Origin of the sequence: Amycolatopsis kentuckyensis (assembly GCF_002155975.1) — a bacterium.
Classification (GTDB): Bacteria; Actinomycetota; Actinomycetes; order Mycobacteriales; family Pseudonocardiaceae; genus Amycolatopsis; species Amycolatopsis kentuckyensis.
The window spans coordinates 15728-38158 of record NZ_MUMI01000120.1; the positions used below are offsets into that span (position 1 = coordinate 15728).

At 73.2% G+C, this 22431-nt stretch carries 19 protein-coding genes; 5 read left to right on the plus strand and 14 right to left on the minus strand.

Going from position 1 to position 22431, the window contains the following annotated elements; genetic code table 11:
- The 4 genes from CCN39_RS51690 to CCN39_RS12970 all read right to left on the minus strand — a co-directional run.
- On the minus strand, nt 1-461 hold a 461-nt coding region (locus CCN39_RS51690; protein WP_491844421.1), incomplete at its 3' end, for a Rossmann-fold NAD(P)-binding domain-containing protein.
- Nucleotides 458-1267: a carbohydrate ABC transporter permease gene (locus CCN39_RS12960; RefSeq protein ID WP_086841698.1), complete on the minus strand. Its 810-nt coding sequence runs from the start codon at nt 1265-1267 to the stop codon at nt 458-460. The genes CCN39_RS51690 and CCN39_RS12960, both read right to left, overlap by 4 nt.
- Before the next feature lie 41 nt (nt 1268-1308).
- Complete coding sequence (locus tag CCN39_RS12965; RefSeq protein ID WP_086841700.1) at nt 1309-2241, minus strand: carbohydrate ABC transporter permease; 933 nt, start codon at nt 2239-2241, stop codon at nt 1309-1311.
- Nucleotides 2241-3554, minus strand: a complete 1314-nt coding sequence (locus CCN39_RS12970; RefSeq protein ID WP_086841702.1) for an ABC transporter substrate-binding protein — start codon at nt 3552-3554, stop codon at nt 2241-2243. Before CCN39_RS12970 ends, CCN39_RS12965 begins: the two co-directional genes overlap by 1 nt.
- Before the next feature lie 109 nt (nt 3555-3663).
- Here CCN39_RS12970 and CCN39_RS12975 point away from each other — a divergent pair, with 109 nt between their 5' ends.
- The 3 genes from CCN39_RS12975 (at nt 3664) to CCN39_RS12985 (ending at nt 7156) form a co-directional block, all read left to right on the plus strand.
- Nucleotides 3664-5475, plus strand: coding sequence for a heparinase II/III family protein (locus tag CCN39_RS12975; protein WP_244210760.1), 1812 nt, complete (start codon nt 3664-3666; stop codon nt 5473-5475).
- The gene (locus CCN39_RS12980; RefSeq protein WP_086841705.1) at nt 5472-6581 is read left to right on the plus strand and encodes a substrate-binding domain-containing protein; all 1110 of its coding nucleotides are present in this window, start codon (nt 5472-5474) and stop codon (nt 6579-6581) included. The genes CCN39_RS12975 and CCN39_RS12980 overlap by 4 nt, the downstream gene beginning before the upstream one ends.
- A gap of 236 nt (nt 6582-6817) precedes the next feature.
- Nucleotides 6818-7156 carry a hypothetical protein gene (locus CCN39_RS12985; protein ID WP_086841707.1) on the plus strand — a complete coding sequence of 113 codons (339 nt, stop codon included), beginning with the start codon at nt 6818-6820 and terminating at the stop codon, nt 7154-7156.
- Between the two features lie 36 nt (nt 7157-7192).
- Here CCN39_RS12985 and CCN39_RS12990 read toward each other — a convergent pair whose 3' ends face one another.
- The 4 genes from CCN39_RS12990 to CCN39_RS13005 all read right to left on the minus strand — a co-directional run bounded on the left by CCN39_RS12990 (nt 7193) and on the right by CCN39_RS13005 (nt 12373).
- On the minus strand, nt 7193-8050 hold the full coding sequence (locus CCN39_RS12990; protein WP_244210761.1) for a protein kinase domain-containing protein: 858 nt from the start codon (nt 8048-8050) through the stop codon (nt 7193-7195).
- A gap of 69 nt (nt 8051-8119) precedes the next feature.
- The gene (locus CCN39_RS12995) at nt 8120-9280 is read right to left on the minus strand and encodes a LacI family DNA-binding transcriptional regulator (protein WP_244210762.1); all 1161 of its coding nucleotides are present in this window, start codon (nt 9278-9280) and stop codon (nt 8120-8122) included.
- Nucleotides 9281-9432: 152 nt separating this feature from the next.
- The gene (locus CCN39_RS13000; protein WP_167455061.1) at nt 9433-10788 is read right to left on the minus strand and encodes a serine/threonine-protein kinase; all 1356 of its coding nucleotides are present in this window, start codon (nt 10786-10788) and stop codon (nt 9433-9435) included.
- 193 nt (nt 10789-10981) lie between these two features.
- On the minus strand, nt 10982-12373 hold the full coding sequence (locus CCN39_RS13005) for a serine/threonine-protein kinase (RefSeq protein ID WP_086841715.1): 1392 nt from the start codon (nt 12371-12373) through the stop codon (nt 10982-10984).
- A gap of 309 nt (nt 12374-12682) precedes the next feature.
- Between CCN39_RS13005 and CCN39_RS13010 the strand changes: the two genes are divergently transcribed.
- Nucleotides 12683-13099, plus strand: coding sequence for an STAS domain-containing protein (locus CCN39_RS13010; protein WP_086841717.1), 417 nt, complete (start codon nt 12683-12685; stop codon nt 13097-13099).
- A gap of 151 nt (nt 13100-13250) precedes the next feature.
- Here the strand turns inward: CCN39_RS13010 and nrfD are convergent, their stop codons facing one another.
- The 5 genes from nrfD to CCN39_RS13035 form a co-directional block, all read right to left on the minus strand.
- Complete coding sequence (nrfD, locus tag CCN39_RS13015; protein ID WP_086841719.1) at nt 13251-14252, minus strand: NrfD/PsrC family molybdoenzyme membrane anchor subunit; 1002 nt, start codon at nt 14250-14252, stop codon at nt 13251-13253.
- Nucleotides 14249-15181, minus strand: a complete 933-nt coding sequence (locus tag CCN39_RS13020; protein WP_143264029.1) for a 4Fe-4S dicluster domain-containing protein — start codon at nt 15179-15181, stop codon at nt 14249-14251. Before CCN39_RS13020 ends, nrfD begins: the two co-directional genes overlap by 4 nt.
- A complete protein-coding gene (gene fdh, locus CCN39_RS13025) occupies nt 15178-18396 on the minus strand; it encodes a formate dehydrogenase (protein ID WP_086841720.1) in 3219 nt (1072 codons plus the stop codon). Before fdh ends, CCN39_RS13020 begins: the two co-directional genes overlap by 4 nt.
- Nucleotides 18397-18466: 70 nt before the next feature.
- Complete coding sequence (locus tag CCN39_RS13030; RefSeq protein WP_086841722.1) at nt 18467-19975, minus strand: MFS transporter; 1509 nt, start codon at nt 19973-19975, stop codon at nt 18467-18469.
- A 296-nt stretch (nt 19976-20271) separates the two neighbouring features.
- Nucleotides 20272-20766 (minus strand): hypothetical protein, encoded by a 495-nt coding sequence (locus tag CCN39_RS13035; RefSeq protein ID WP_086841723.1) that lies wholly within the window; start codon nt 20764-20766, stop codon nt 20272-20274.
- A gap of 157 nt (nt 20767-20923) precedes the next feature.
- Between CCN39_RS13035 and CCN39_RS13040 the strand changes: the two genes are divergently transcribed.
- Complete coding sequence (locus CCN39_RS13040) at nt 20924-21469, plus strand: SgcJ/EcaC family oxidoreductase (protein WP_086841725.1); 546 nt, start codon at nt 20924-20926, stop codon at nt 21467-21469.
- Here the strand turns inward: CCN39_RS13040 and CCN39_RS13045 are convergent.
- Nucleotides 21449-22431, minus strand: a 983-nt coding sequence (locus CCN39_RS13045; protein ID WP_086841730.1) for a HAMP domain-containing sensor histidine kinase, incomplete at its 5' end; no start/stop codon positions are given. The genes CCN39_RS13040 and CCN39_RS13045 overlap by 21 nt on opposite strands.

The window sequence follows — 22431 nt, forward strand, 5'->3', positions numbered from 1 at the left end:
CCGGACAGCTCGCCCCGCTGGTCGCGGTAACCCCAGTCCTCCCGGAACTTCCGGGCGTCGGCGGCCAGGAACGGCACCTTCTTGAACGCCCACAGGATCGCGCCCAGCGTGTACTGGGCGACCGGCTCGGCGTTGGCGTCGGCGGCCGTGGTGACCAGCAGGCCGCGGTCGAACACCGCCGCGCCGACGTGGTCGCGGACGCTCCCGGCCGCGTGCAGGACCGCCCGCAGGTGCGGCGCGGCCCGCAGGACCGCGTCGTCGAGCGGGGGACAGCCCCACGACGTGATCAGCACCTCCACCTCCGCCAGCCGCGCGCGCACCGGGGCCGAGGCCAGTTCGTCGGTGCACAGCGGCTCGCCCAGCCGGGCCGTGGCGCGCAGGCGGGCCAGTTCGGCGGTGCCGAACTGCAGCGCAGCCGTGTCCCGCCCCATCACCAGCAGGGTCTCCGGGCGGCGCGTCACTTGACGCTGCCCGCCGCCAGCCCGGACCGCCATTGCCGGTGCAGCAGGACGAACGCGACGACCAGCGGCAGCACGGCCAGCAGGGAGCCGGTGATGACGAGCGGGTTGTACTGCGGGAACTGGGTCACGCGCGTGCTCCACTGGTACAGGCCGAGGCTCATCGGGAACAGCTTCGGGTCGGTGAGCATCACCAGCGGCAGGAAGAAGTTGTTCCAGATCCCGACGAACTGGAACAGGAAGACGGTGACCAGCCCGGGCCGCATCATCGGCAGCGCGATGGTGAAGAACGTCCGCAGCTCGCCCGCCCCGTCGGTCCGGGCGGCTTCGAGCACCTCGCCGGGCACCGCGGCCTCGGCGTAGACGCGGGCGAGGTAGACGCCGAAGGGGTTGGTCAGCAAGGGGATGAAGACCGCCCAGAACGTGCCGACGACCTCCAGCTGCGACGCCAGCAGGTACAGCGGCAGGGCCAGCGCGGTGGTCGGCACGAGCACCCCGGCCAGCGTCATCGCGAACAGCGCGCGGCGGCCCGGGAAGTCGAGCTTCGCGATCGCGTACCCGCAGGCCGCGCAGATCAGCGAACCGAGCACCGCGCCGAGGCCGGCGTAGAGCAGCGAGTTGCGGATCCAGGCGAGGAAGACGCCGTTCTCCTGGGTGAACAGCGCTCCGAGGTTGGCGCCGAGGTTGAACTGCCCGAACTCGAACGCCCCGGTCGTGGAGAAGTCGCCGACGGACTTGGTGGCCGAGGTGACCAGCCAGACCAGCGGCAGGACCGCGTACAGCGCGGCCAGCACCAGCAGGACGTGCACGACCGTGCGTGACGTCCACCGCGAAGTTTGAGGGGACAGGGTCACCGGGACCTCCGGTTGGACAGGCGCATGACGAGCGCCGAGAGCAGGGCGGAAACCAGGGCGAGCAGCACGGACGCGGCGGCGGCGCGGCCGTAGTCGTTGGCGATGAACGCGGCTTCGTACACGTAGAGGCTCGGGGACCAGGTGCTCGTCACCGAGCCGGTGAACCCGCGCAGCACCAGGGGTTCGGTGAACAGCTGCAGGGACCCGATGACGGTGAACACGAGGGCGACGAACATGGTCGGCCGGATCATCGGGATCTTGACCGACCACGCCGTCCGGAAGCCCCCGGCGCCGTCGGCGCGCGCGGCTTCGAGGACGTCACGCGGGACGGCCTGCAGCGCCGTGTAGAAGATGATCATGTTGTAGCCGACCCACTGCCAGGTCGCGATGTTCACGATCGAGGGCAGGATGCCGGTCTTGCCGAGCGGGTCGAACGGCAGGAGCGCGGTCAGTCCCGAGTTCGGGCTGTACAGGTACGCCCAGATGAGGCCGGTGATCACGGTCGGCACCGCGTAGGGCAGGAAGACGGCGAGGGACCACACGCGCTTGAGCCGGACGACGGCGGAGTCGATCAGGAGGGCCAGGAGGAGGGCCAGGCCGAGCATGATCGGGATGTGGACCAGGACGAACAGGGCCACGTTGCCGAGGCTGGCGTGGAACGCGCTGTCGGTGAGCACGTCGACGTAGTTGCCGAGTGCCACGAACGCCTGTGTCGGGCCGGAGAAGCCGAGGCCGGACAGGCGATCGGTGAACAGGCTGAGGTAGAGCGCGTACCCGATGGGCACGAGCACGGTGGTGGTCAGCAGGATCGCGAACGGCGCCGCCAGCACGAGGCCGGCGCGGCCGCGGCCACGACGGCCCGGCACCGGAGCGCCGGGACTGGCCGGGGCCGGCACGCTCGCGGCGCGTTCCGGGGTGAGGACGGTCATCAGGCTTTCCCTTCCAGCACGGTCAATCCCCGCTCACGCAGCTCGGCGACGGCGCCGGCCTGCGTCTGCCGGACGGCGGTGGCCAGGGTCGTGCCGCCCGTCTTCACCCCGCCCATCCGGTCGACGACGGTGGAGAACGTCCGCAGCGCGTTGGGGCCCCACGTCCAGTCCGGGACGCGCCGGGCGGCTTCGTCGAGCACGTCGTACACCGGCGCGCCGAGGAAGTACCCGCCCTTGTACGCCTTGCGGGCGACGTCCCGGCTGGGCAGGTAGCCGGGGAACGGCGTGGTGAACGTGGTGCCGATCTTCGCGACGGCGGGGTCGGTGCTCAGCCAGCGCAGGAACTTCACGGCGGCGTCGGGCACCTTGCTCTCGGCGGAGACGGCGAACGCGCTGCCGCCCTGGACGCCGTTGGCCGGGACGCCGTCCCAGGTCGGCATCGTGGTGACCGCCCACCGGCCCTTGTCCTGCGGGATGGACTTCACCAGGGACCCGACGCTCCAGGACGCGCCGAGCAGGCCCCACAGCCGGCCGGTGTGCATCGCCCCGATCCAGTCCTGGTCCCCGGTCGGGGCCGTCGCGACCAGGCCGTCGCGGATCATGCCCTGCCAGTAGTCGGCGGTGCGGAGGGTGCCCGCGCCGTCGATGTTCACCCGCCACGAGCCGTTGTCGGCGCGCCACCAGGGATCGCCCGCCTGCCAGCACATCCCGGCGAAGAAGGAGCCGTCGTTGAGCGGGAACGTCGTCACCCGCGCGGCCGGGTCGGCCTTCTTGACGGCCTGCGCGGCGGCGCGGAACTCGTCCCACGTGCGCGGCACCGCGATGCCGTGCCGGTCGAAGAGGTCCTTGCGGTAGTAGAGCACCATCGGGGCGAGGTCCATCGGGACCGCCCAGGTGCGGCCGCCGGGCCGGACGCCCTGCCAGGCCGCGGGGGAGTAGCCGCGCTCCAGGTCCGCGAGGTCGCCGGTGAGATCCCGCAGCCCACCCGTGGTGAGCAGCTGCGGCAGGCCCTGGTACTCCGCGTGCAGGATGTCCGGCGCGTTGTGGGCGCGCAGCGCGTTGGTCTGCTGGGCGTAGCCGCCCTTCAGGCCGGCCGCGATCACGTTGAGCTCCACCGAGATGTCCGGGTGCGCGGCGTTGAACGCGGCCACGTACTTGTCCATGCCGGTGAGCCACGACCAGATGGTCACGCGGGTGGCGCCGGACGCCGTGGTCGTCGACGCGCAGCCGCCGAGCAGTCCACCGGCCGCGAGCGCGGCGGTGGCCGAAAGGAACGTCCGGCGGTTGGGTCCCGCCGATTCCGGAAGCATCATTGCTCCTCCGTCGAAGTGATGGCTGTCACTGTCGGGGTGTGCCATAGTTCGAGTCAACAATTCAGGTCAAAAGCGATCACGAACGATCAGAAGCGAAGGACACACCGTGGTGTTGCTCGCGCTTTTCGACGGCCGTCCGGTGGCGCGGCCCGCCTTCCCGGACGTGCGCGATCGGGCGATCTGGGCCGCGGCCGACGGCACCGCGCTGCTCGCCGACGCCCACGCCGTGCTCGCGCGGCCGGCCCCGGTCCTGACGGCCACGGCCTGGGCGCGGACGTTCCGCGACGGCGTCCGGACCGACTACGAAGACGCCGCCCGCGAGCTGCGCGAACGCGTGACGGTCCTGGTGCTGGCCGCGGTGCTCGCCCCCGAGGACGAAGGGGCGTTCCTGGACGGCGCGATCGACGGGCTGGTCGCGCTGGCCGAGGCGACCACCTGGTGCTGGGCGCCGCACGACCGGCACGCGGCCGCCCGGGGCGAGGTGGTGCCCGACCCCGACGACCCGTTCCTCGACCTGGGCGCCGCCGAAGTCGCGTCCCTGGTCGCCTGGGCCGACCACGTGCTGGGCCCGCACCTCGACCTGCGGGCGCCCGGACTGCGCCGCCGCCTGCGGCGCGAGGTCGAACTCCGGGTCCTGACGCCGTTCGAGCGCGTCCGCGACTGGCACTGGCTCGGCCTGGACGGCGACGCGCACAACTGGAACCCGTGGATCCACAGCGGCGTCCTCACCGCCGCACTGCTGCTCGTCGACGACGAAGAACGGCGCCGGCGGCTCGTGCGGCTGGTCGTCGAAGGCCTCGACCACTACGTCGCCGTGCTGCCCGACGACGGCGGCATCGACGAGGGTGTCGCCTACTGGTGGCACGGCGCCTGCCGCCTGCTGGAGTGCCTCGACCTGCTGGCCGCCGCGACCGGCTTCGCCGCGCGCGAGCTTCCGGTGCTGGCGCCGCTGATCCGCTTCCCGCACCGGATGCACCTGGGCGGCGACGCGTACGTCAACGCGGGGGACGCCCCGGCCCGGCTGCCCCTGGCCCAGCCGTGGCACGTCCTGCACCGGTGGGGCGAGTCGCTCGGCGACGACGACGTCCGGGCGCACGCGCTGAGCCAGGCGCGCGCGAGCGGGCGGCCGGTGTGGCCGCAAGCCGGACTCGGCCGGGCCCTGTCCGCACTGGCCGACGCGGACTGGCGCACGGCGTGGGCGGGGGAACCGGCCGGAAACTGGCTGGCCCGCGACCAGTGGCTGCCGCGGGTGCAGGTGCTCGTGGCCCGGGAGACGGCGGGCTCGCCGCGCGGGCTGACCGTGGCGGTCAAGGCCGGGCACAACGGCGAGCGGCACAACCACCTCGACGTGGGGTCCTACTGGGTGGCGGTCGAAGGCGTGCCGGTGGTGGTCGACGCGGGCCAGCCGACCTACACCGCGGCCAGCTTCGGGCCGGACCGGTACCGGGCCTGGCCGTTGCGCAGCGAGTGGCACAACGTGCCCGAGCCGGGTGTCCCGCAGGAACCGGGGGAGGACTTCGGGGCGCGGGACGTCCGGGTCGAGCTCACCGCGTCCGCGGCCACGCTGACCGCGGACCTCGCCGGGGCGTATCCGGGGGTGGCGCGCTGGATCCGTTCGGTGCGCCTGGTCCGCGACGCGCCCGCGCACGTTCTCGTGGCGGACGACGACGGTGTCCGGCCGGTGCGGCTGCGGCACGTCCTCGCCGGGGACGTCGAGCTGGGCGAGGGCGAGGCGTTCGTGTGCCTGGGCGGCCGGCGGGTGCTGCGGCTGAGCTGGGATCCCCGGGCCACCACCGCGGACCTCGAGCGGCGGCCGCTGGCCGACCCGCTCCTGCGGGCCTCCTGGGGTGCACACCTCAGCCGGCTCACGCTGCTGGTGCGCGAGGGCCCGGCGCGGGTCCGGCTGGAGCAGGTCCGATGATGCTCGCCTCGGAACGGCACCAGCTCATCCTTTCGCTGGTCCGCGAACACGGCGCGGTCCGGCTCACCGAGCTGGTGGAGCGGCTGGGCGTCACCGCGGTCACCGTGCGGCGGGACGTCACCGAGCTGGCGGACCGCGGCCTGCTGACGCGGGTGCACGGCGGCGTCACGCTGACCCGGCCCCGCGGCGGCCACCCGGAGCCGGGCCGGGCCGCTTCGGCGTTCGGCCCGCCCGCGCACGGCACGCTGGTCGGCATGGTCGCGCCTTCGGTCGAGTACTACTGGCCGACGGTGATCCAGGGCGCGCAGTCCACCGTGGCCGCGGCGGGCGGCCGGCTGGTCCTGCGCGCGTCCAGCTACGACGCGGCGGAGGACCGCCGTCAGATCACCACGCTCCTCGAACGCGGGGTGCAGACGCTGCTGGTCGCGCCGGCCACCAGCGGCCGCGGCGCGCTGGACCTGCTGCGCTGGCTGGGATCGCTGAGCGTTCCGGTGGTGCTCGTCGAGCGCCTGCCGCCGCCGGAGCTGCCGACGCTGGCGCTGGACGCGGCGACCACGGCGCATGCCCTCGGCGCGGGACTGGCCGTCCGGCACCTGGTTTCCCTCGGCCACCGCGGGGTCGGGCTGGTCACGTCGCGGTCCAGCCCGCACAGCCCGGCGGTGCGCACCGGCTGGCGGGAGACGATCGGCTCCCTGGGCCTGGACGCGGCCACCGCGCTGGACCTCGACGTCCCGGCCTACGGCTCCGCGGGCTGGGCCCGGGAGTACGACACGCTGCTGGACCGCTGCCGCCGGGCCGGTGTCCGGGCGCTGCTCGTGCACGCCGACCGCGAGGCCATCGGCTTGATCGAACGAGCCCGCGACGGCGGCATCGCGGTGCCGGGCGAGCTGGCGGTGGTCTCCTACGACGACGAGGTCGCCGCGGCGTCCGACCCGCCGCTGACCGCGGTGTGCCCGCAGAAGCACCGGCTCGGCGCGGTGGCCGCCGAACTCGCACTGGCCCGGCTCGCCGACACGACCGAGCGGCCCGTCCACCGGTTGCAGCTCTGGCCGACACTCGTGGTGCGCGAATCGTGCGGAAGCGCGGCGGAATCCCGGCCGCGGTGAAATCGTCGAATTCACTCGCGTTTCTTCCGGAGTACGGCCGAATGGCGGATCCGGTTGTGTCGAAGCGGTAACGACCGGATCGCGATCTCGGGATTTACAAGAAGTGGATCACCTCCTAGTCTCCGCGACGGGACATGCGACTTCTCGCATGTGGGGAATCGGAGGTGGTTCGGTTGACGCGCCCGACGGCACCTGCGGCCAGGCGGCAGGTTTCGGTTCAGGAATTGATTCAGCGGGTGCGCGCGGAGAATTCCCCGCCGTCGGCGGCGGACCGGGTGGAACACCGCGTCCGCGCGGCCGCGGCCGTGCAAAAAGGCGCACCGCACCCCGACCGCCTGATGCGCTGGCTGGTCGCGGGCGCGGCGGCGGTGACCGCGCTGAGCGCGTTCGCGGTGATTTCTTTTGTGGTGCAGGCCGATCCGGCACCGGCGCCGGTCCGCGCGCCCGAACTGCCGGGCCCGATCACGTTCGCCGGAACGCGGACGGTCGCCGAAACGGCGCCCCCGCCGCCGGAGACCGTCTTCTTCCCGCCGTACGGTTCGCCGTACGGCAGCTATTACGTGCCCTCGAAATAAGGATCCCCGGGCGCCCCTCCCGGGGCGCCCGGGGCCTCAGGAAGCCGTCAGGCGGCGGAGGGCCGCGTGGGTCGTCACCGCCGTGCCGACGGCGACCAGGAGGACCGTGCCCGTCACCAGGACGCGGGCCAGCGACCGGCCGCCCTGGACGGGGATCGCCGCCAGGGGACGGGCCACCGCCAGATCGGTGAGGACGCGCTCGGCGTCGGCCATCGACGGCCGGTCCGCCGGTTCCGGGCGCACGAGGTCCAGCACGGCGTCGAGGACCGGCCCGGGGGACCGCGGCGGGACGGCGGTGCCCGGCACCCGCCCTTCCAGCGCGAAGTACAGCGTGGCGCCCAGGGAATAGACGTCCGCGGGGCGCGCCGGGCTCGCGCCGCCGGTCACCTCCGGCGCGGGGAAGCCGCCGGTGCCCAGGCCGAAGCCCGCGATCTTGGCCGTCCCGTCCGCGGTGACCAGCACCTTGTCCGGGCCGAACCCGCGGTGGAGGATGCCCTCGGCGTGCGCGGCCGCCAGCGCCGAAGCCAGCTGGGCGCCGAGCGCCGCGACGCGGTCCGGCGGGAAGCCGCCGCGCCGCCCGACCAGCTCGGCCAGGGTGCCGGCCGCCAGGTCCTCCGTCACCACGTACGGCGTCAGGTCGTGCTCGAAGACGTCGTGCACCACCACGACGTGCGGGTGGTGCAGCCGGACGGCCACCCGCGCGTCGCGGATCGCCTTGGCCCGGACGCGGTCGGAATGGGCCGCGTCGAACGGGCACCCCGGCGGCAGCCGATCGACGACGACGAATCGGTCCAGCAATTCGTCCTTGGCCCGCCACGCCCGCCCGCCGGGCGGTCCGCCGGTCGGTTCGAGCAGCCGGTACCGCCCGGCCAATGCGCCCTTTTTCGCTGCCACCCGTAATCCCCTGTCGACGTCGACGGCCCCTCTGAAAGGAAATACGGCCGAAACGGGAGACGGGTTCGGTCAGGGTGCCGATTGTCCGGGAATTCTCACCCAGCCGGACAGGGTCGCCCCGTCCCGGGCGGCGGGGGCCGCCGCGGTGCTTTCCCCGGTGACGAGCGCGGGCGTGACGGTGCCGGGCTCGGCCGCTCCGCCGTCGAGCTGGCGCACCGCCCGCCGGACGGACAGCGCCCCCAGCTCGGCCGCCGGGACGACGACCGCGGTGGGCCGGATCCGCTGCTGGCCGGCCACGGTGTCCGAGCAGACCGCGACGACCGAGACGTCGCCGGGGACCTGCAGCCCGCGTTGCCGCAGCGTGCCCATGACCAGCGGAAGGGCGGCTTCGTCGTGAACGACCAGCGCGGTCGGGCCCCCGTCGGCGAACAGCTCGTCCAGGCAGCGGGCGACGTCGTCGGCCGTGGGGGCGCACGGTGCCGGCCGGGGCTTCGTCCCGGCCGGGGGCTCCGCCACCCGGCCCGCCGGGGAAAGGCGGTGGAAAGTCGCCTCCACGCCGCGTTCGCCGGCGGCGGTGCCGAAGCTCTCCGCGAAGCCCTTCAGGTACCGGAGCCGGTGGCCGGGCGGTGACGCCGGCGGCCCGAGGTGGGCGATCGACCGGTGGCCCAGGTCGGCGAGGTGGGTGAGGCAGGCCCGGGCGGCCGGCGCGAAGTCGAGCGTCACCGACGCCAGCCCGCGGGGCTGCCCCGGCGCGCCGACCAGCACCGCGGGGCGGCCGGAGGCCAGCAGCACCGGCACGCGCGGGTCGTCGTCGCCGGCGTCCAGCACGATCACCGCGTCGGCCAGCGCGGCCGACGTCACCCGGTGCAGGCCCGAGGTGCCTTCGTCGTCGGTGACCAGGAGCAGGTCGAAGCCGAGTTCGCGGGCCGCGCCCGCGGCCGCGGAGAAGAACTCCATCTCCATGCCCAGCTGCCGGTCGCCGAGCGGCGGCACCGCCACCGCGAGGACACCGGCGCGGGGCGACGGCGAGCCGCCGCGGCGCCGGTAGCCGAGGGTGCGGATGGTCTCCTCCACCCGGCGCCGGGTGGCCGGGGAGATCGTCCGCTTCCCGGTGATCACGTAGGACACCGTGCTCGCCGAGACACCGGCCGCGTTCGCCACGTCGGTGATCGTCACCGCGCCGCGGCCGCCGCCCGACGGCTCGTCCGCCACGTCGCGGAAATTCGTCATCTTTGTGAGGACTTTCTCGAGACCCATTGTCCGATCCGTTGTCCGGCCGGAAGTTAGCGCTAACAGGAAGGGGTGGATGATGACCTTAATGCCGGTCAACGGCGCTGGTCAAGCCACCTTCGTCGGATGATCGAAAACGGCCGGGCACCGATTCATTGCCCGGGACGGCAGTCGGTCACCGGCATCCCGCGGTTGCCGCCGCGGGCCAGGGCGATGAAGCCGAAGGTGGTCGATTCGCCGGGCTTCAGCACCGCATTCCACTCGGCGTTCACGATCGCCGAGGTGCCGCCGCTCCGCACGAGCCTGCCGTTCCAGAGGTCGTCGATGCTCGTCCCGGCCGGGGTCGGCCAGCTCACCGTCCACCCGGTGACCTCGGCGCGCCCGCTGTTGCGCACGGTCACCAGCCCCTGGAAGCCCCCGTTCCACGACTTCACGACCTGGTACCGCGCGGCGCAGCCGGCCGGCCCGGTGGTCCGGGACGTGATCGAGGCCGTCGGCGGGGTCGTGGACGGCGCCGACGCCAGCTGGGCCGCCGCGCTCGCGGGCTCCCGGCCGGGCGGCAGCGACGTCGCCGCCACGACCGCGCCCGCCGCCAGCACCAGTGCCGTCCCGGCGAAGGCCACCCGCGAGCGGCGGCGCCGGGGCGGCGCGGGCGGGTGCTCCGCCGGGACCGCCGCCACCGGGGTCACCCCCGGCGCGGTGGCGCGGGTCAGCAGCCGGGCCGCCCCGGCCATCGCCGGGCGGGCGGCCGGATCCCGGTGGAGCAGCCGGAGGACGGCGTCGGTGACCGGGCCACTGGTGGCGGGCGGGGTGATGGTGCCGGCGCCGACCCGTTTGAGCAGGGCCAGCTGGTTCTCGTCGGTGCCGAACGGCGGCCGCCCCTCGAGCGCGGTGTAGAGCGTCGCGCCGAGCGAGTAGACGTCGGACGGGAAGCCGGGTTCCTCGCCGTCCGCGACTTCCGGGGCGAGGTAGGCCGGCGTGCCGACGACCAGCCCGCGACCGGTCGCGGTGCCCTCTCCGCGCGCGTGGGCCACCCCGAAGTCGGTGATCTTCGCCGAGCCGTCGGTGGTGACGAGGACGTTGTTGGGACTGATGTCGCGGTGCACCACGCCTTCCGCGTGCGCGGCGGCCAGCGCCGAGGCGAGCTGGGCGCCGAGCTCGGCCGCGTACTCCGGCACCAGCGGGCCGTGCTCCTCCAGCAGGTCGGTCAGCGTGCGGGCCGGCAGGTACTCCATCGTGATGTAGGCCGCGGTGCCCTGCTCGACGACGTCGTACACGACGACCGCGTGCGGGTGGCGCAGCCGGGCGGTGACCCGGGCCTCCCGGATCGTCCGGTCGCGCGTGCGCTCCGCGGCCGCCGGGTCGGCGGGGGAGTCGGGGAAGAGCTGCTTGATCGCGACGAGCCGGTCGAGCCGCTCGTCCTTCGCCCGCCACACGGTTCCCATCGCGCCGTGACCCGCCCGGCCGAGCACGCGGTACCGGCCGGCGATCACTGCCCCTTCGCGCACGGGCACGCTCCCCTCTGTCGTCCGTCATCAGGGAACACGGCCGGTTCCGGTGCACAGTTCGGCTCGTCGGCCCAATTCACTCACCTGGGTGGGGGTACGAAAATGCGTTCGACGTATTCGTTCCGGATGCCGGAAACAAAACCGGCCGCTACGGAAGAATGGGCGATCCGGTTGTGACGGAACGATAACGTTCTCAGTTCGTCCGGCAGTTGACGACCGGAACGGCCGGATGGCCGGACGTGACGTCCTGGTTGAGCCCGAACGAAGCCGAACCGTCCGGCTCGACGAGGGCGTTCCAGCCCGCGTCGGTGACGGTCACCGCCGAGCCGACCTGGCTCAGGGTGCCGTTCCAGAGGTCCCGGATGCCGGCTCCGCCGGGCTGCACCCAGGTCACCGTCCAGCCGGCGAGCCGCCTCGCCCGGTCGTTGTGCACGGTCACCTGCACCTGGGAACCGCCCGGCCAGGCGTTCGTGATCTCGTAGCGCGCGGTGCACCCGGCAGTGGCGCCGAGCGGTGCGGGTGGTGCGGGCGGCGTGGAGCGCCGCGCCGGCCCGTCGGGCACGCGGGCCGGGACCGGCGCGGGTGCCGTGGTGGTGCTGCTGACGGTGCGGTCGGCGGTGATCGTCGTCGGCGGGTGCTCGATGGGCGCCGCGGTGGTGGTCCCGGGCCGGTCGGCGAGGGCGAGCCCGGCCGCCACGCTGACCGACGTCAGGCACGCGGCGGCCCCGGTCACGGCGGCGCGGCGGAACCGGGACCGGCGGGGCCCGGCGTCCGGGACCGGCTTGCCGACGGCGGCCAGCAGGTCCACCGCCTCCTGCATCGACGGGCGCGCGGCGGGGTCGCGTTCGAGCATCCGCATCAGCACGGCGGTCAGCGGACCGCCGTGGGGCGGCGGGGTGAGCTGGTTCTCGGTGATCCGGCGGAGCAGGGTGATCGGGTCGTCGCTGGTGCCGAACGGCGGTGTGCCCTCCAGCGCCGTGTAGAGCGTGGCGCCGAGCGAGTAGACGTCGGAGGGCAGGCCCGCCTCGCCGCCGCGGGCCACTTCCGGAGCCAGGTAGGGGAGCGTGCCGACGACGACGCCCTCGTCGGCGGCCGGGTGCTCGCCGAGCGCGCGCGACACGCCGAAGTCGGTGATCCGGGCGGTGCCGTCGTCGGTGACGAGCACGTTGTTCGGCGTGACGTCCCGGTGCAGGATCCAGTCGCCGTGCGCCGCGGCCAGCGCCGCGCCGATCTGGCGCCCGAGCCGCAGCACGTCGCACCGGGGCAGCGGCCCGCGTTCGACGAGGACCTCGGTCAGCGACCGCGCGGGCACGTACTCCATGACCAGGTACATCGAGCCGGCGTCCTCGAAGACGTCGAACACCGCGACGGCGTGCGGGTGCCGCAGCCGGGACGCCAGCCGCGCCTCCCGCAGCGCGCGTTCGCAGACGTCGCCGCCCGCGCCCGGCTCGTGCAGGAACTGCTTGACGGCCACGACCCGGTCCAGTCGCTCGTCCTTGGCTCGCCACACCAGGCTCATCGCACCGCGGCCGAGGTGCCCCAGGAGCCGGTACCGCCCGTTGACGAGCTGTTCCTCGAAAGCCACCCATACCCCTGTGTCGGTCGACGAAACGATGCACTTCTTAGCAGAAGACGGGCGTGCGGTGGGGGCTCGGGGCCGACTGGATCTCCGAACCGTTATCCGGGGCGCGCGTGGCGCATTCCGGGAATTCGCCGGGCCGGAGTCCGAATTCGACGAATTCGGCGTCCGCGCGGAAGTCCCCGCCGCGGCGGCGTACGGTGGGCAGCGCGGTTCAGCCGGCAGCCGCCCACCAGTTCCCCTGCGTGTCCGTTCCGTGGGTGGGCCGGGAGGCGGGGCCGCCTCCCGGCCGTCCCTCGCTTCGAGGAGGCCTGTGTGCTCGACCAGATCGCCGCTCCGCGGTTTCGCGTCGACGTCCCGTCCGCGATGACCGTGACGGTGACCGCCACGGCGGAGGCGACGACCGTCGCGATCCGCGGCGAGATCGACCTGCCGGTGCTGAGCCGGCTCCGGACCCGGCTGGGCGAGGAGATCGACCTCGCGCCGAGAGCCCTGGTGCTGGATTTGTCGGAAGTGTCGTTCTGCGGCGCGGGCGGGATCACGGAGCTGCTGGTGGCGGCTTCGGAGGCGCACGTGAGCGGGGTCCCGTTCGCGATCGCGGCGGCGGGGCGCGCGGTGCTGCGGCCGGTCCGGGTGCTGGGCCTGGAGCGGTTGCTGCCGATCCAGCCGAGTGTCGAGGCGGCGCTGGACCGGCTGGCGGTGCTGCCCCGGCCGCGGGGAAGTTCCCGCTGAGGGCGGCCACGGCGACGCGGGTGGACGGTGGCGGCCGGCGCGGACCAGGGCACCCGGGCCGCTCGCCTCGGCGCGGTTCCCGGGCCGGTTCGCGGCGGCCCCACGGCGCGCGGTTCCCCGCCCGGTTCGCCGCGGCCCCACAGCGCGGTCGTCAGGGCCGTTCCACGCGCTCCCGCTGCGGCACGACGACGTACTTGGGGTCCTTTGTGGACTCCACGCCCGCCTCGAACACCCCGAAGCGCTGCATCGCGCTCCCGGCGACCAGCGCCGCCCCGGCCACCACGGAGACCGTGCGGCTGCGGTGCCCGGCCAGCGCCCCGAGCAGCCCGGCCGCCGTCAGGCGCTCCGACCACGTGCGCAGCCGGTGCGCCTTGCCGGTCGTGTACGCCTCCGCGGTGAGGCCGAGCCGCTTCTCCAGCACCTTCGACGCCACCAGCTCCGCCGCCGCGCCGAACGCCGCCAGCGCCCGGGCCGGGCCCGCCTCCTCGACCGGGACCAGCGCCATCGCGAAGCCGCCCGAACTCGCCGCCGCCGAACCGGCGAACACGAACGGCAGTTCCGCGTGGGCCTCGTGCCAGGCCGGAACCGCCGTCTGCGACAGCAGCACCGCCGTGTAGGACGCGACGGCCGGTGCGACGGCCGCCGAGACGAGCCCGGCCGGCCGGGCCACCGCGCCCACCAGCCGTCCGGGAAGGCGACGGCGCAGCCCGGCGGGGAGCACCTCGGCGGCCGCGGCAAGGCCCATCCCCGGGCCGAAGGCGCTCAGGATCCAGGTACCCACGCTCATCGGCGACGTCGGTTTCGCGACGCGCAGCATGTGGTGGAAGCGCTCCGGCCGGCCGAGGTCGGCGACCAGCAGGTAGACGCTGGCCAGCAGCGCCGCCAGCGAACCCGTGCGGCCCACCCGGCGCAGCGCGGGCCGTCCGGTCAGGTCGGCGCCGGCGGCCAGCAGCGAGGTGCCCGCGGCGAGCCCGCCGGTGAACAGGTACGCCGGCACCTTCCACTCCCACACCGGCGGCTTCAGCACCGGCCGCCCGTAGTAGGACCGGAACTCGGCGCGGGGCACCATCAGCTCTTCACCGGAGCCGCCGCGCTTGCGGCGGCCGAACACCCGCGCCCGGGTGCCGGCGGCCTGCGGTTCGCGGGGGGTCACCGGCGCCTCCTTCCGAACGGCCCGAACGGCCCGAACGACGCGACCGCGGCCGCGAGCAGGGCCGACGCCGCCATCCCGGCGTACTTCCACATCGCGGGCAGCTCGCGGGTCGGGACCACCGGATCCGGTGGCAGTCCGTAGACCTCGGGTTCGTCCAGCAGCAGGAAGAACGCGCCGGTGCCGCCGACGCCGTCCGCCGGGTCGTGGCCGTAGAGCCGCGCCTCGGGCACGCCTCGCTCGTGCAGGTCCTCGACGCGGCGGGCCGCCCGCTCGCGCAGCTCGTCGAGTTCGCCGAACTGGATCGAGTCGGTCGGGCAGGCCTTGGCGCAGGCCGGCTCCAGACCGTCGTGCAGGCGGTCGTAGCAGAGCGTGCACTTCTGGGCCCGGCCGTCGCCCGGACGGCGGTCGATGACGCCGTACGGGCAGCCCGAAACGCAGTAGCCGCAGCCGTTGCAGATGTCCTGCTGCACCACGACCGAGCCGAACTCGGTGCGGAACAGGGCGCCGGTCGGGCAGACGTCGAGGCAGCCGGCGTGGGTGCAGTGCTTGCACACGTCCGACGCCATCAGCCAGCGGAAGTCCGTCCGGCCTTCGGTGCCGGTCTTCGCACCCGGCAGGTCGAACGAGGGCATGCCCAGGTCTTCGGGCTCCCGCGGCGGGGCCGGGTCGGCCGGCCGCGGCTGCTCGACGAAGGCCACGTGCCGCCACGAGTTCGCGCCGAGCGCGCCGGTGTTGTCGAACGACATCCCGAGCAGGTCGAGCCCGTCCTCGGGGACGCCGTTCCACTCCTTGCAGGCGACTTCGCAGGCCTTGCAGCCGATGCACACCGACGTGTCGGTGAAGAACCCGACGCGCGGCGGGTGCCCGGTGTGCCCGGCCTCGCCGGCGACGTCCGGCAGCGGCCCGGAAAGCCGGTTCTCGATGGTCATGATCGCTCCTCCGGCGGCGTGATGCCCGCGCGCGTGCGGTATTCCTCGAGAAACGCGAGCAGCTCGGTGCCGCGCGGCCGCCGCCCGGGCCGGACGTCGCAGGTGGCGACCTTGCTCTCCTGGATGAAGACGTTCGGGTCCAGCACGACGCCGAGCAGGTCGTTCACGACGTCGCGGGCCACGAGCCCGGAGCCGCCCCAGTGGTAGGGCAGCCACACCTGGTGCACGACCCGGTCCTGCACCCGCAGCGGCGCCAGCCGGTCGGTGACGAACACCCGCGCCTCGACGGCCGCCCGCGCCGTGACGACGTGCGCCCACCCCAGGTGCGTGAGCCCGCGCAGCTTCGCGAGCTCGGGGGAGACCTCGACGAACAGGTCCGGCTGCAGCTCCGACAGGTACGGCAGCGTCCGGCTCATCCCGCCCGCGGTGTGGTGCTCGGTCAGCCGCGCGGCGGTGAACACGAACGGGAACACTTCGCGGCCCTTCTCGGGCGGCGACGGGTGCGAGGGGTTGTCGCGGCGGCCGTAGACCTTCCGGGCCGGATTGCTCTGCTGGGCGTAGAACGGGTTCCGGAACGGCGATTCGTGCGGCTCGTAGTGTGCCGGGAGCGGGCCGTCGGCCAGTCCCGACGGCGCGAACAGCCACGCCTTGCCGTCCGACTGCATGACGAACGGGTCGTCGCCGCGCAGGGCGGCCGGCCCCACGGCGCCCGGCGGCGGGACGTGGTCCGGCGGCTTGGTCTTCTCGAAGTCGGGGACGTCGTGGCCGGTCCATTCGCCGCGGCCGGCGTCCCACCACACCAGGGCCTTGCGCTCGCTCCAGGGGCGGCCGGCCGGGTCGGCGGACGCGCGGTTGTAGAGCACCCGCCGGTTCAGCGGCCACACCCAGCCCCACTCCCGCGCGGACAGGTCCTGCTCGAAGCGGGACTTGCGGCGGGCGGCCTGGTTGACGCCGTCGGCGTAGACGCCGCTGTAGATCCAGCAGCCGCAGGAGGTGCTGCCGTCGGCCTTGAGGTCGAGGTAACCGCCGACCTCGCGGCCCGTGGTCAGGTCCTGGCCGCTGATCCGCCGCAGCACGTCCTCGGCGGACGGTTCGCCGTCGTGCACTGCGTAGTCCCACGCGAGGTCGAGCACCGGCCGGTCACGCTCGTCGGTGGAGCCCGCCAGCCGTTCCCGGACCAGCCGGCCGAGGTGGTAGAAGAACCAGAGCTCCGAGCGCTGGTCCGCGGCCGGCTCAACGGCTTTCTCCCGCCACTGCAGCATGCGCTGGGTCTGGGTGAACGTCCCTTCCTTTTCGACGTGCGAGGCGGCGGGGAAGAAGAACACCTCGGTGCGGCACCGCTCCGGCACGATCTCGCCGGTTTCGATCTCCGGCGCGTCCTTCCAGAAGGTGGCGCTCTCGATCATCGTCAGGTCGCGGACGACGAGCCAGTCGAGGTTGGCCATGCCGAGCCGTTGCAGGCGCCCGTGCGCCGACCCGACGGCCGGGTTCTGCCCGAGCAGGAAGTAGCCGGACACCTTGCCGTCGACCATGTCCATGACCGTCCGGTAGGTGCCGTGGTCGCCGTTGATCCGCGGCAGGTAGTCGAAGCAGAAGTCGTTGTCCGGGGTGGCTTTCCCGCCCCAGTACTCCTTGAGCAGCGACACGGTGTAGGCGTCGGCGTTGCGCCAGAAGCCCTTCTGCTTGTCGGCGCGGACGCTGTCGAGGTAGTCGGCCAGCGTGGCCTGTTCGGGCGTCGGCATCGGCAGGTAGCCGGGCAGCAGGTTGAACAGCGTCGGGATGTCGGTCGAGCCCTGGATGCTGGCGTGCCCGCGCAGCGCGAACACGCCGCCGCCGGGGCGCCCGATGTTGCCGAGCAGCAGCTGGATGATCGAGCCGGCCCGGATGTACTGGGCGCCGACGCTGTGCTGCGTCCACCCGACGCTGTAGACGAGCGCGGCGGTGCGTTCCCGGCCCGAGTTGCGCGTCCAGGCGTCACAGACCCGCTGGAAGAGCTCTTTCGGCGTGCCGCAGGTGGCCTCGACCATTTCCGGGGTGTAGCGGGCGAAGTGGCGCTTGAGGATCTGGAACACGCAGCGCGGGTGCCGCAGCGTCGGGTCGGCGGCGATCTCCTCGCTGCCGCCTTCGAGCACCGGGCCGCCCGAGCCGTGCTGGTCGGACGCCGAGGTCTCCTTGCCGTGCGCGGTGTCCCGCGGCCGGACGTTCTCGTAGTGCCACGTCGAGGGGTCGTAGGCGGCGGTGGCTTCGTCGTAACCGCTGAACAGGCCGTCGAGGTCCTCGGTGTCGCGGTAGTCCTCGTGCACCAGGAAGGAGGCGTTGGTGTAGGCGACCACGTATTCGCGGAAGTCCAGGTCGTTGCTCAGGATGTGGTTGATCACGCCGCCGAGGAACGCGATGTCGGTGCCGGCCCGCAGCGGGACGTGGGCGTCGGCCAGCGCGCTCGTGCGGGTGAAGCGCGGGTCGATGTGGAACACCTCGGCCCCGCGGGCCTTCGCCTCCATCACCCACTGGAACCCCACCGGGTGCGCCTCGGCCATGTTCGAGCCCATGATGACGACGCAGTCGGCGTTCTGCAGGTCCTGCTGGTAGTCCGTCGCACCACCGCGACCGAAGGAGGTCCCCAGACCGGGAACCGTGGCGGAGTGTCAAATCCGGGCCTGGTTCTCGATCTGGATCGCGCCCAGCGCCGTGAAGAGCTTCTTGATCAGGTAGTTCTCTTCGTTGTCGAGGGTGGCGCCGCCGAGGCTGGCGATGCCCGTGGTGCGGCGCAGCGGCCTGCCGTGCTCGTCGGTGTCCTGCCAGCCGGCGCGGCGGGCCTCGAGCACGCGGTCGGCGACCATGTCCATGGCGGTGCCGAGGTCGAGTTCGGTCCACTCGGTCGCGTAGGGCGCGCGGTAGCGGACCTTCCGTTCGCGCTGCGGGCCGGTGACCAGCTGCTTGCTGGCCGAGCCCTTGGGGCAGAGCCGGCCGCGCGAGATGGGGCTGTGCGGGTCGCCTTCGATCTGGACGACTTTTTCGTCCTTCACGAAGACCTGCTGCCCGCAGCCGACGGCGCAGTAGGGGCAGACGGACCTGGCGACCCGATCGGCGTTCGCCGTGCGCGGGGCGAGGGCCTCGGAACGCGGCGATTCCGCGGCCTTGCCCCGCCCGAGTGGGTCGGTGCCGGTGAGCTGGCGGTAGACGGGCCAGGACTCGAGCCATTTCCGTGGTCCCACACCCACCTCCCGGCCGCGACGCTTCCGCGGGCCGACTACCCGGGTACCGCCCGGCCCAAACCCGGACTCGTCAGGTCGAGAACGGCGAGGACGCCCCCTCGGCCCGGGTGCGCCCACGGCGACCGGCGGCCGCCAGTGGCTGGGCGATGTCCTCCAGGGACTTGCCCTCCGCGTCGACCGCCAGGAACCGGGCCACCAGACCGCCCGCGATCATCACCGCCGCGCCCAGCAGGTAGCCGATGAACAGGCGGACCGGGTGCTCTCCCGTGCCGATCAGGGCGCCGTAGATCACCGGACCCAGCGCCCCGAAGCACTGCGCGATCGCGAAGAACACCGCGATCGCCTTGGCCCGGACCTCCAAGGGGAAGATTTCGCTCACCGTCAGGTATCCCGCGCTCGCGCCCGCGGAGGCGAAGAAGAAGATCACGCACCACGCGATCGTCTGGGTGATCGCGTTGAGGGCGCCCGCGTAGAACAGCACCGCCGTGATCGCCAGCAGCACCCCCGACACGACGTACGTCCCGGAGATCATCTTGCGCCGCCCCAGGGTGTCGAACAGGTGGCCGATCGTGAACGGGCCGACCAGGTTGCCCACCGCGAACGCGATCAGGTAGATCGGCGTCGCCTCGGACGAGACCCCGTAGAACTTGCCCAGCACCAGCGTGTAGGTGAAGAAGATCGCGTTGTACAGGAACGACTGGCTGATCATCAGCGACGCGCCCAGCACCGCCCTCGACGGGTACTCGCGGAACAGCACCCTGGCCAGCGCCACGTACCCGATCCGCTCGGCCGGGGTCACCTCGATCGCCTTCTTCTCGTCGACCGGCGGCAGGCTGCGGCCGCCGTGCTCGACCTCGTCCTCGATCTGCTTGATCGACTTCTCGGCCGCCTCGGCCTTGCCGTGCATGATCTGCCACCGCGGGCTCTCCGGCAGGTGCCGCCGCACCAGCAGGATCACCAGGCCGAGCACCGGCCCGATGAGGAAGCCCAGCCGCCAGCCCAAGGACAGGTCCATCCGGTTGAGCAGGATGTACGTCCCGATCGTGCCCAGCACGGCCCCGGCCCAGTAGGTGCCGTTGACGGCGATGTCCACCCGGCCCCGGTAGCGGGCCGGGATCAGCTCGTCGATCGCCGAGTTGATGGCCGCGTACTCGCCGCCGATGCCCATGCCGGCCACGAACCGCGTGGCGTACAGGAAGACGACCCAGCCCGCGCCGTTGCCGAGGGTCAGCGCGGTCAGGCCGCTGCCCACCAGGTAGACGGCCAGCGTCAGCATGAACAGGTTCCGCCGGCCCAGCTTGTCCGAGAGACTGCCGAAGAACAGCGCCCCGACCACCTCGCCGGCCAGGTAGATCGTCGCCAGCAGCCCGACCGCCGCCGACGACATGTTCAGCGTCTCGGGCTTGGTGAGGGTGTCGGCGACCGCGCTGGCCACCGTGATCTCCAGGCCGTCGAGGATCCAGGCCACCCCGAGGGCGACCACCATCCGGGTGTGGAACGGGGACCAGGGCAACCGGTCGATGCGTGCCGGGATGAGCGTGCGCACCCCGGCACGGGCCGGATCGGGTGTTGCCGCCATGACAACCTCCTTGAGAGCAGATCGCCCCGCGTGACTTCCCCCGTCTTCGCCCGGTGAAACACGATCGGGCGGCTCACGCCGTCACGGCTGGTGACGCGTCATGGTCGCCGCCTCGGTGCGCACCAGGAACCCGCGGAAGTCAGCCGGGCACCCCGCCCGGAACCCGCTCCCGGTGGCGGCTTTCCCGCCACCGGCCGAAGAACGCGCGCAGTCCCTCGACCGGTCCGGCCGCGGATGCTCGTCGAGGCCGCGGCGAGCCGCGCGGCGGTCCACGCCGGACCGCCGCGCGGATCCGCTCAGCGCTGGGCCTTGGCCGCCGCGAAGTAGGCGTTCGACGGACCCGTGAACGACAGCACGACGCCGACCACCGCCGCGAGCACCGCGAGGTAGCCGCCGATCGTGCTCTGCCCGGTCAGCACCGACAGCAGCTGCAGGGCGGCGAGCACGGTCAGCACGATGCGCGCCCAGTTGCGGCCGGCGCGCAGCTTGAACGCGAACAGCAGGTACAGCCCGGCGATGACCACCGCGATCACCACCGCGGTGATCATCGTGACGTTCACCGCCTGGTCGATCTGCGCGTCGGTGAGGTTGCCGCCGCGTTGTCTGTTCGTGTCGCGCATGGTCGCGGCGATCTGGTCCCGGTTGCCGAAGATCAGCAGGCCCCCGATCAGCCCGATCACCGGCGCGGCGATGAACGCCCAGAAGGCCCCTTCGACCGTGCCCGGCCGGGGCGGGGCGGGCGCCTGACCGGTCGGAACGGACGATTCCGGGTAATTCAGTGATTCACTCATAAAGGATCAGATAGCACTCGCCAGGGTGGTCCGCAGAGCGAACGGGCGCGGCCGTCCTGGCCGAACCTTTCCCGCGTCCTGTCCGCACGCTGGAATTCCCCTTCCGGTCGCCGTTCCACAGTGGATTCGTAAGCGATTCCCCGGCCAGGAGGCGAAAATGCGCAAGATGCGGAGCGGTGCGGTCGTGCTGACCGCGGTGGCGGTCACGGCGGTGGCCGCGGGGTGCGGCACCGGTACCGCGGCGACCCCGACCGGCGCGGCGACGTTCACCGGCGCGGCGACCCCCGGGGCGGCGGCCCCGGCCGCGGCCGCCGCGGCGCGGCCCACCGAGCAGCAGATCGCGGCGTTGTTCCCGCAGTGGAACGCGGCGCTGGCGACCGGCGACCCGCAGCGGGTCGCCGACCTCTACGCGCCGGACGCCGTCCTGCTGCCGACGGTGTCCAACGAGGTCCGCCGCAGCCGCGCGCAGATCGTCGACTACTTCACCAAGTTCCTCCAGAGCAAGCCGCAGGGCGTGATCGAGGACGAGACGGTCGACGTCCTCGACGCCGACACCGCGGTGAACACCGGCGTCTACGAGTTCACGCTGGCCAAGGACGGCAAGACCGAGCGGGTGCGGGCGCGCTACACCTACGTCTACGAGCTGCGCGAGGGCAGGTGGCTGATCGTCAACCACCACTCGTCAGCGATGCCCGAGGGGTAGCCCGATCCGGACGCGCAGGCCGCCGCCCTCGGCGTCGCCGAGGGACACGGTGCCGCCGTCGTCGGTGACCAGCTGCTTCACGATGGCCAGGCCGAGACCGGACCCCGACGGGCCGGTCCGGCCCTGGCCGCGCCAGAACCGGTCGAACGCGCGGCTCCGCTCGGCCTCGGACATCCCGGGGCCTTCGTCGGCGATCTCCAGCACGGCGTGACCTTCCCGGCGGCCGCTCGACACGGTGACCGAGCCGCCGTCGGGGGAGACCTCCAGTGCGTTCGAGAGCACGTTGTCCAGCACCTGCTCGAGGTGCCCGGGACTGACCATGGCGAGCAGGTCCGCGTCGGCGTCGTCCTGGCGCAGCTCGACGCCGCGGTCGGCGGCCACCGCGCGCCAGGCGCCGAGCCGCCCGGCGACCGCTTCGGCGACCCGCACCGGTTCGGGCGCCGCGATCGCCGCTTCGGCCTTGGCCAGGGTGAGCAGGCCGTTGACCAGCCTGCTCATCCGGACCACTTCGGCGGTGGCCTGGTCGACGTCTTCGTGCACGTCCGGGTCGTGCACCCCGTCGGCGATGTTGTCCAGCGAGAGCCGCAACGCCGTGAGCGGCGTGCGCAGCTGGTGCGACGCGTCGGCGATGAACGCCCGTTGCGCCCGCACCAGCGTGTCGATGGTTTCGGCGGCGTTGTTGAGCGTGCGCGCGAGCGTGCGGGTCTCGACCGGCCCGGATTCCTCGGCCCGGGCGGTCAGCTCGCCGTCGCGCAGGCGACCGGCCATCTGGTTGAGTTCCCGGAACGGCCGGGTCAGGCGCCGGGCGAGGAACGTGCCCAGGAACGCGGCGACGATCAGCACGGCCACCGCCAGCACGGCCCGGAAGCCCCAGATCTGCAGCTGCCGCGCTTCCATGGGCGCGGACGGGTAGCTGACCCGGATCGCCCCCACGACGCGGCCGGCCGTGTCCCGCGCGGGCA

Bases quoted from the DNA above. Each gene is read 5' to 3' on its own strand.
- CCN39_RS12965 (WP_086841700.1), bottom strand. From the start codon at position 2,241: ATGACCGTCCTCACCCCGGAACGCGCCGCGAGCGTGCCGGCCCCGGCC.
- CCN39_RS12970 (WP_086841702.1), bottom strand. From the start codon at position 3,554: ATGATGCTTCCGGAATCGGCGGGACCCAACCGCCGGACGTTCCTTTCG.
- CCN39_RS12980 (WP_086841705.1), top strand. From the start codon at position 5,472: ATGATGCTCGCCTCGGAACGGCACCAGCTCATCCTTTCGCTGGTCCGC.
- CCN39_RS12995 (WP_244210762.1), bottom strand. From the start codon at position 9,280: ATGACGAATTTCCGCGACGTGGCGGACGAGCCGTCGGGCGGCGGCCGC.
- CCN39_RS13020 (WP_143264029.1), bottom strand. From the start codon at position 15,181: ATGACCATCGAGAACCGGCTTTCCGGGCCGCTGCCGGACGTCGCCGGC.
- CCN39_RS13030 (WP_086841722.1), bottom strand. From the start codon at position 19,975: ATGGCGGCAACACCCGATCCGGCCCGTGCCGGGGTGCGCACGCTCATC.
- CCN39_RS13035 (WP_086841723.1), bottom strand. From the start codon at position 20,766: ATGAGTGAATCACTGAATTACCCGGAATCGTCCGTTCCGACCGGTCAG.
- CCN39_RS13040 (WP_086841725.1), top strand. From the start codon at position 20,924: ATGCGCAAGATGCGGAGCGGTGCGGTCGTGCTGACCGCGGTGGCGGTC.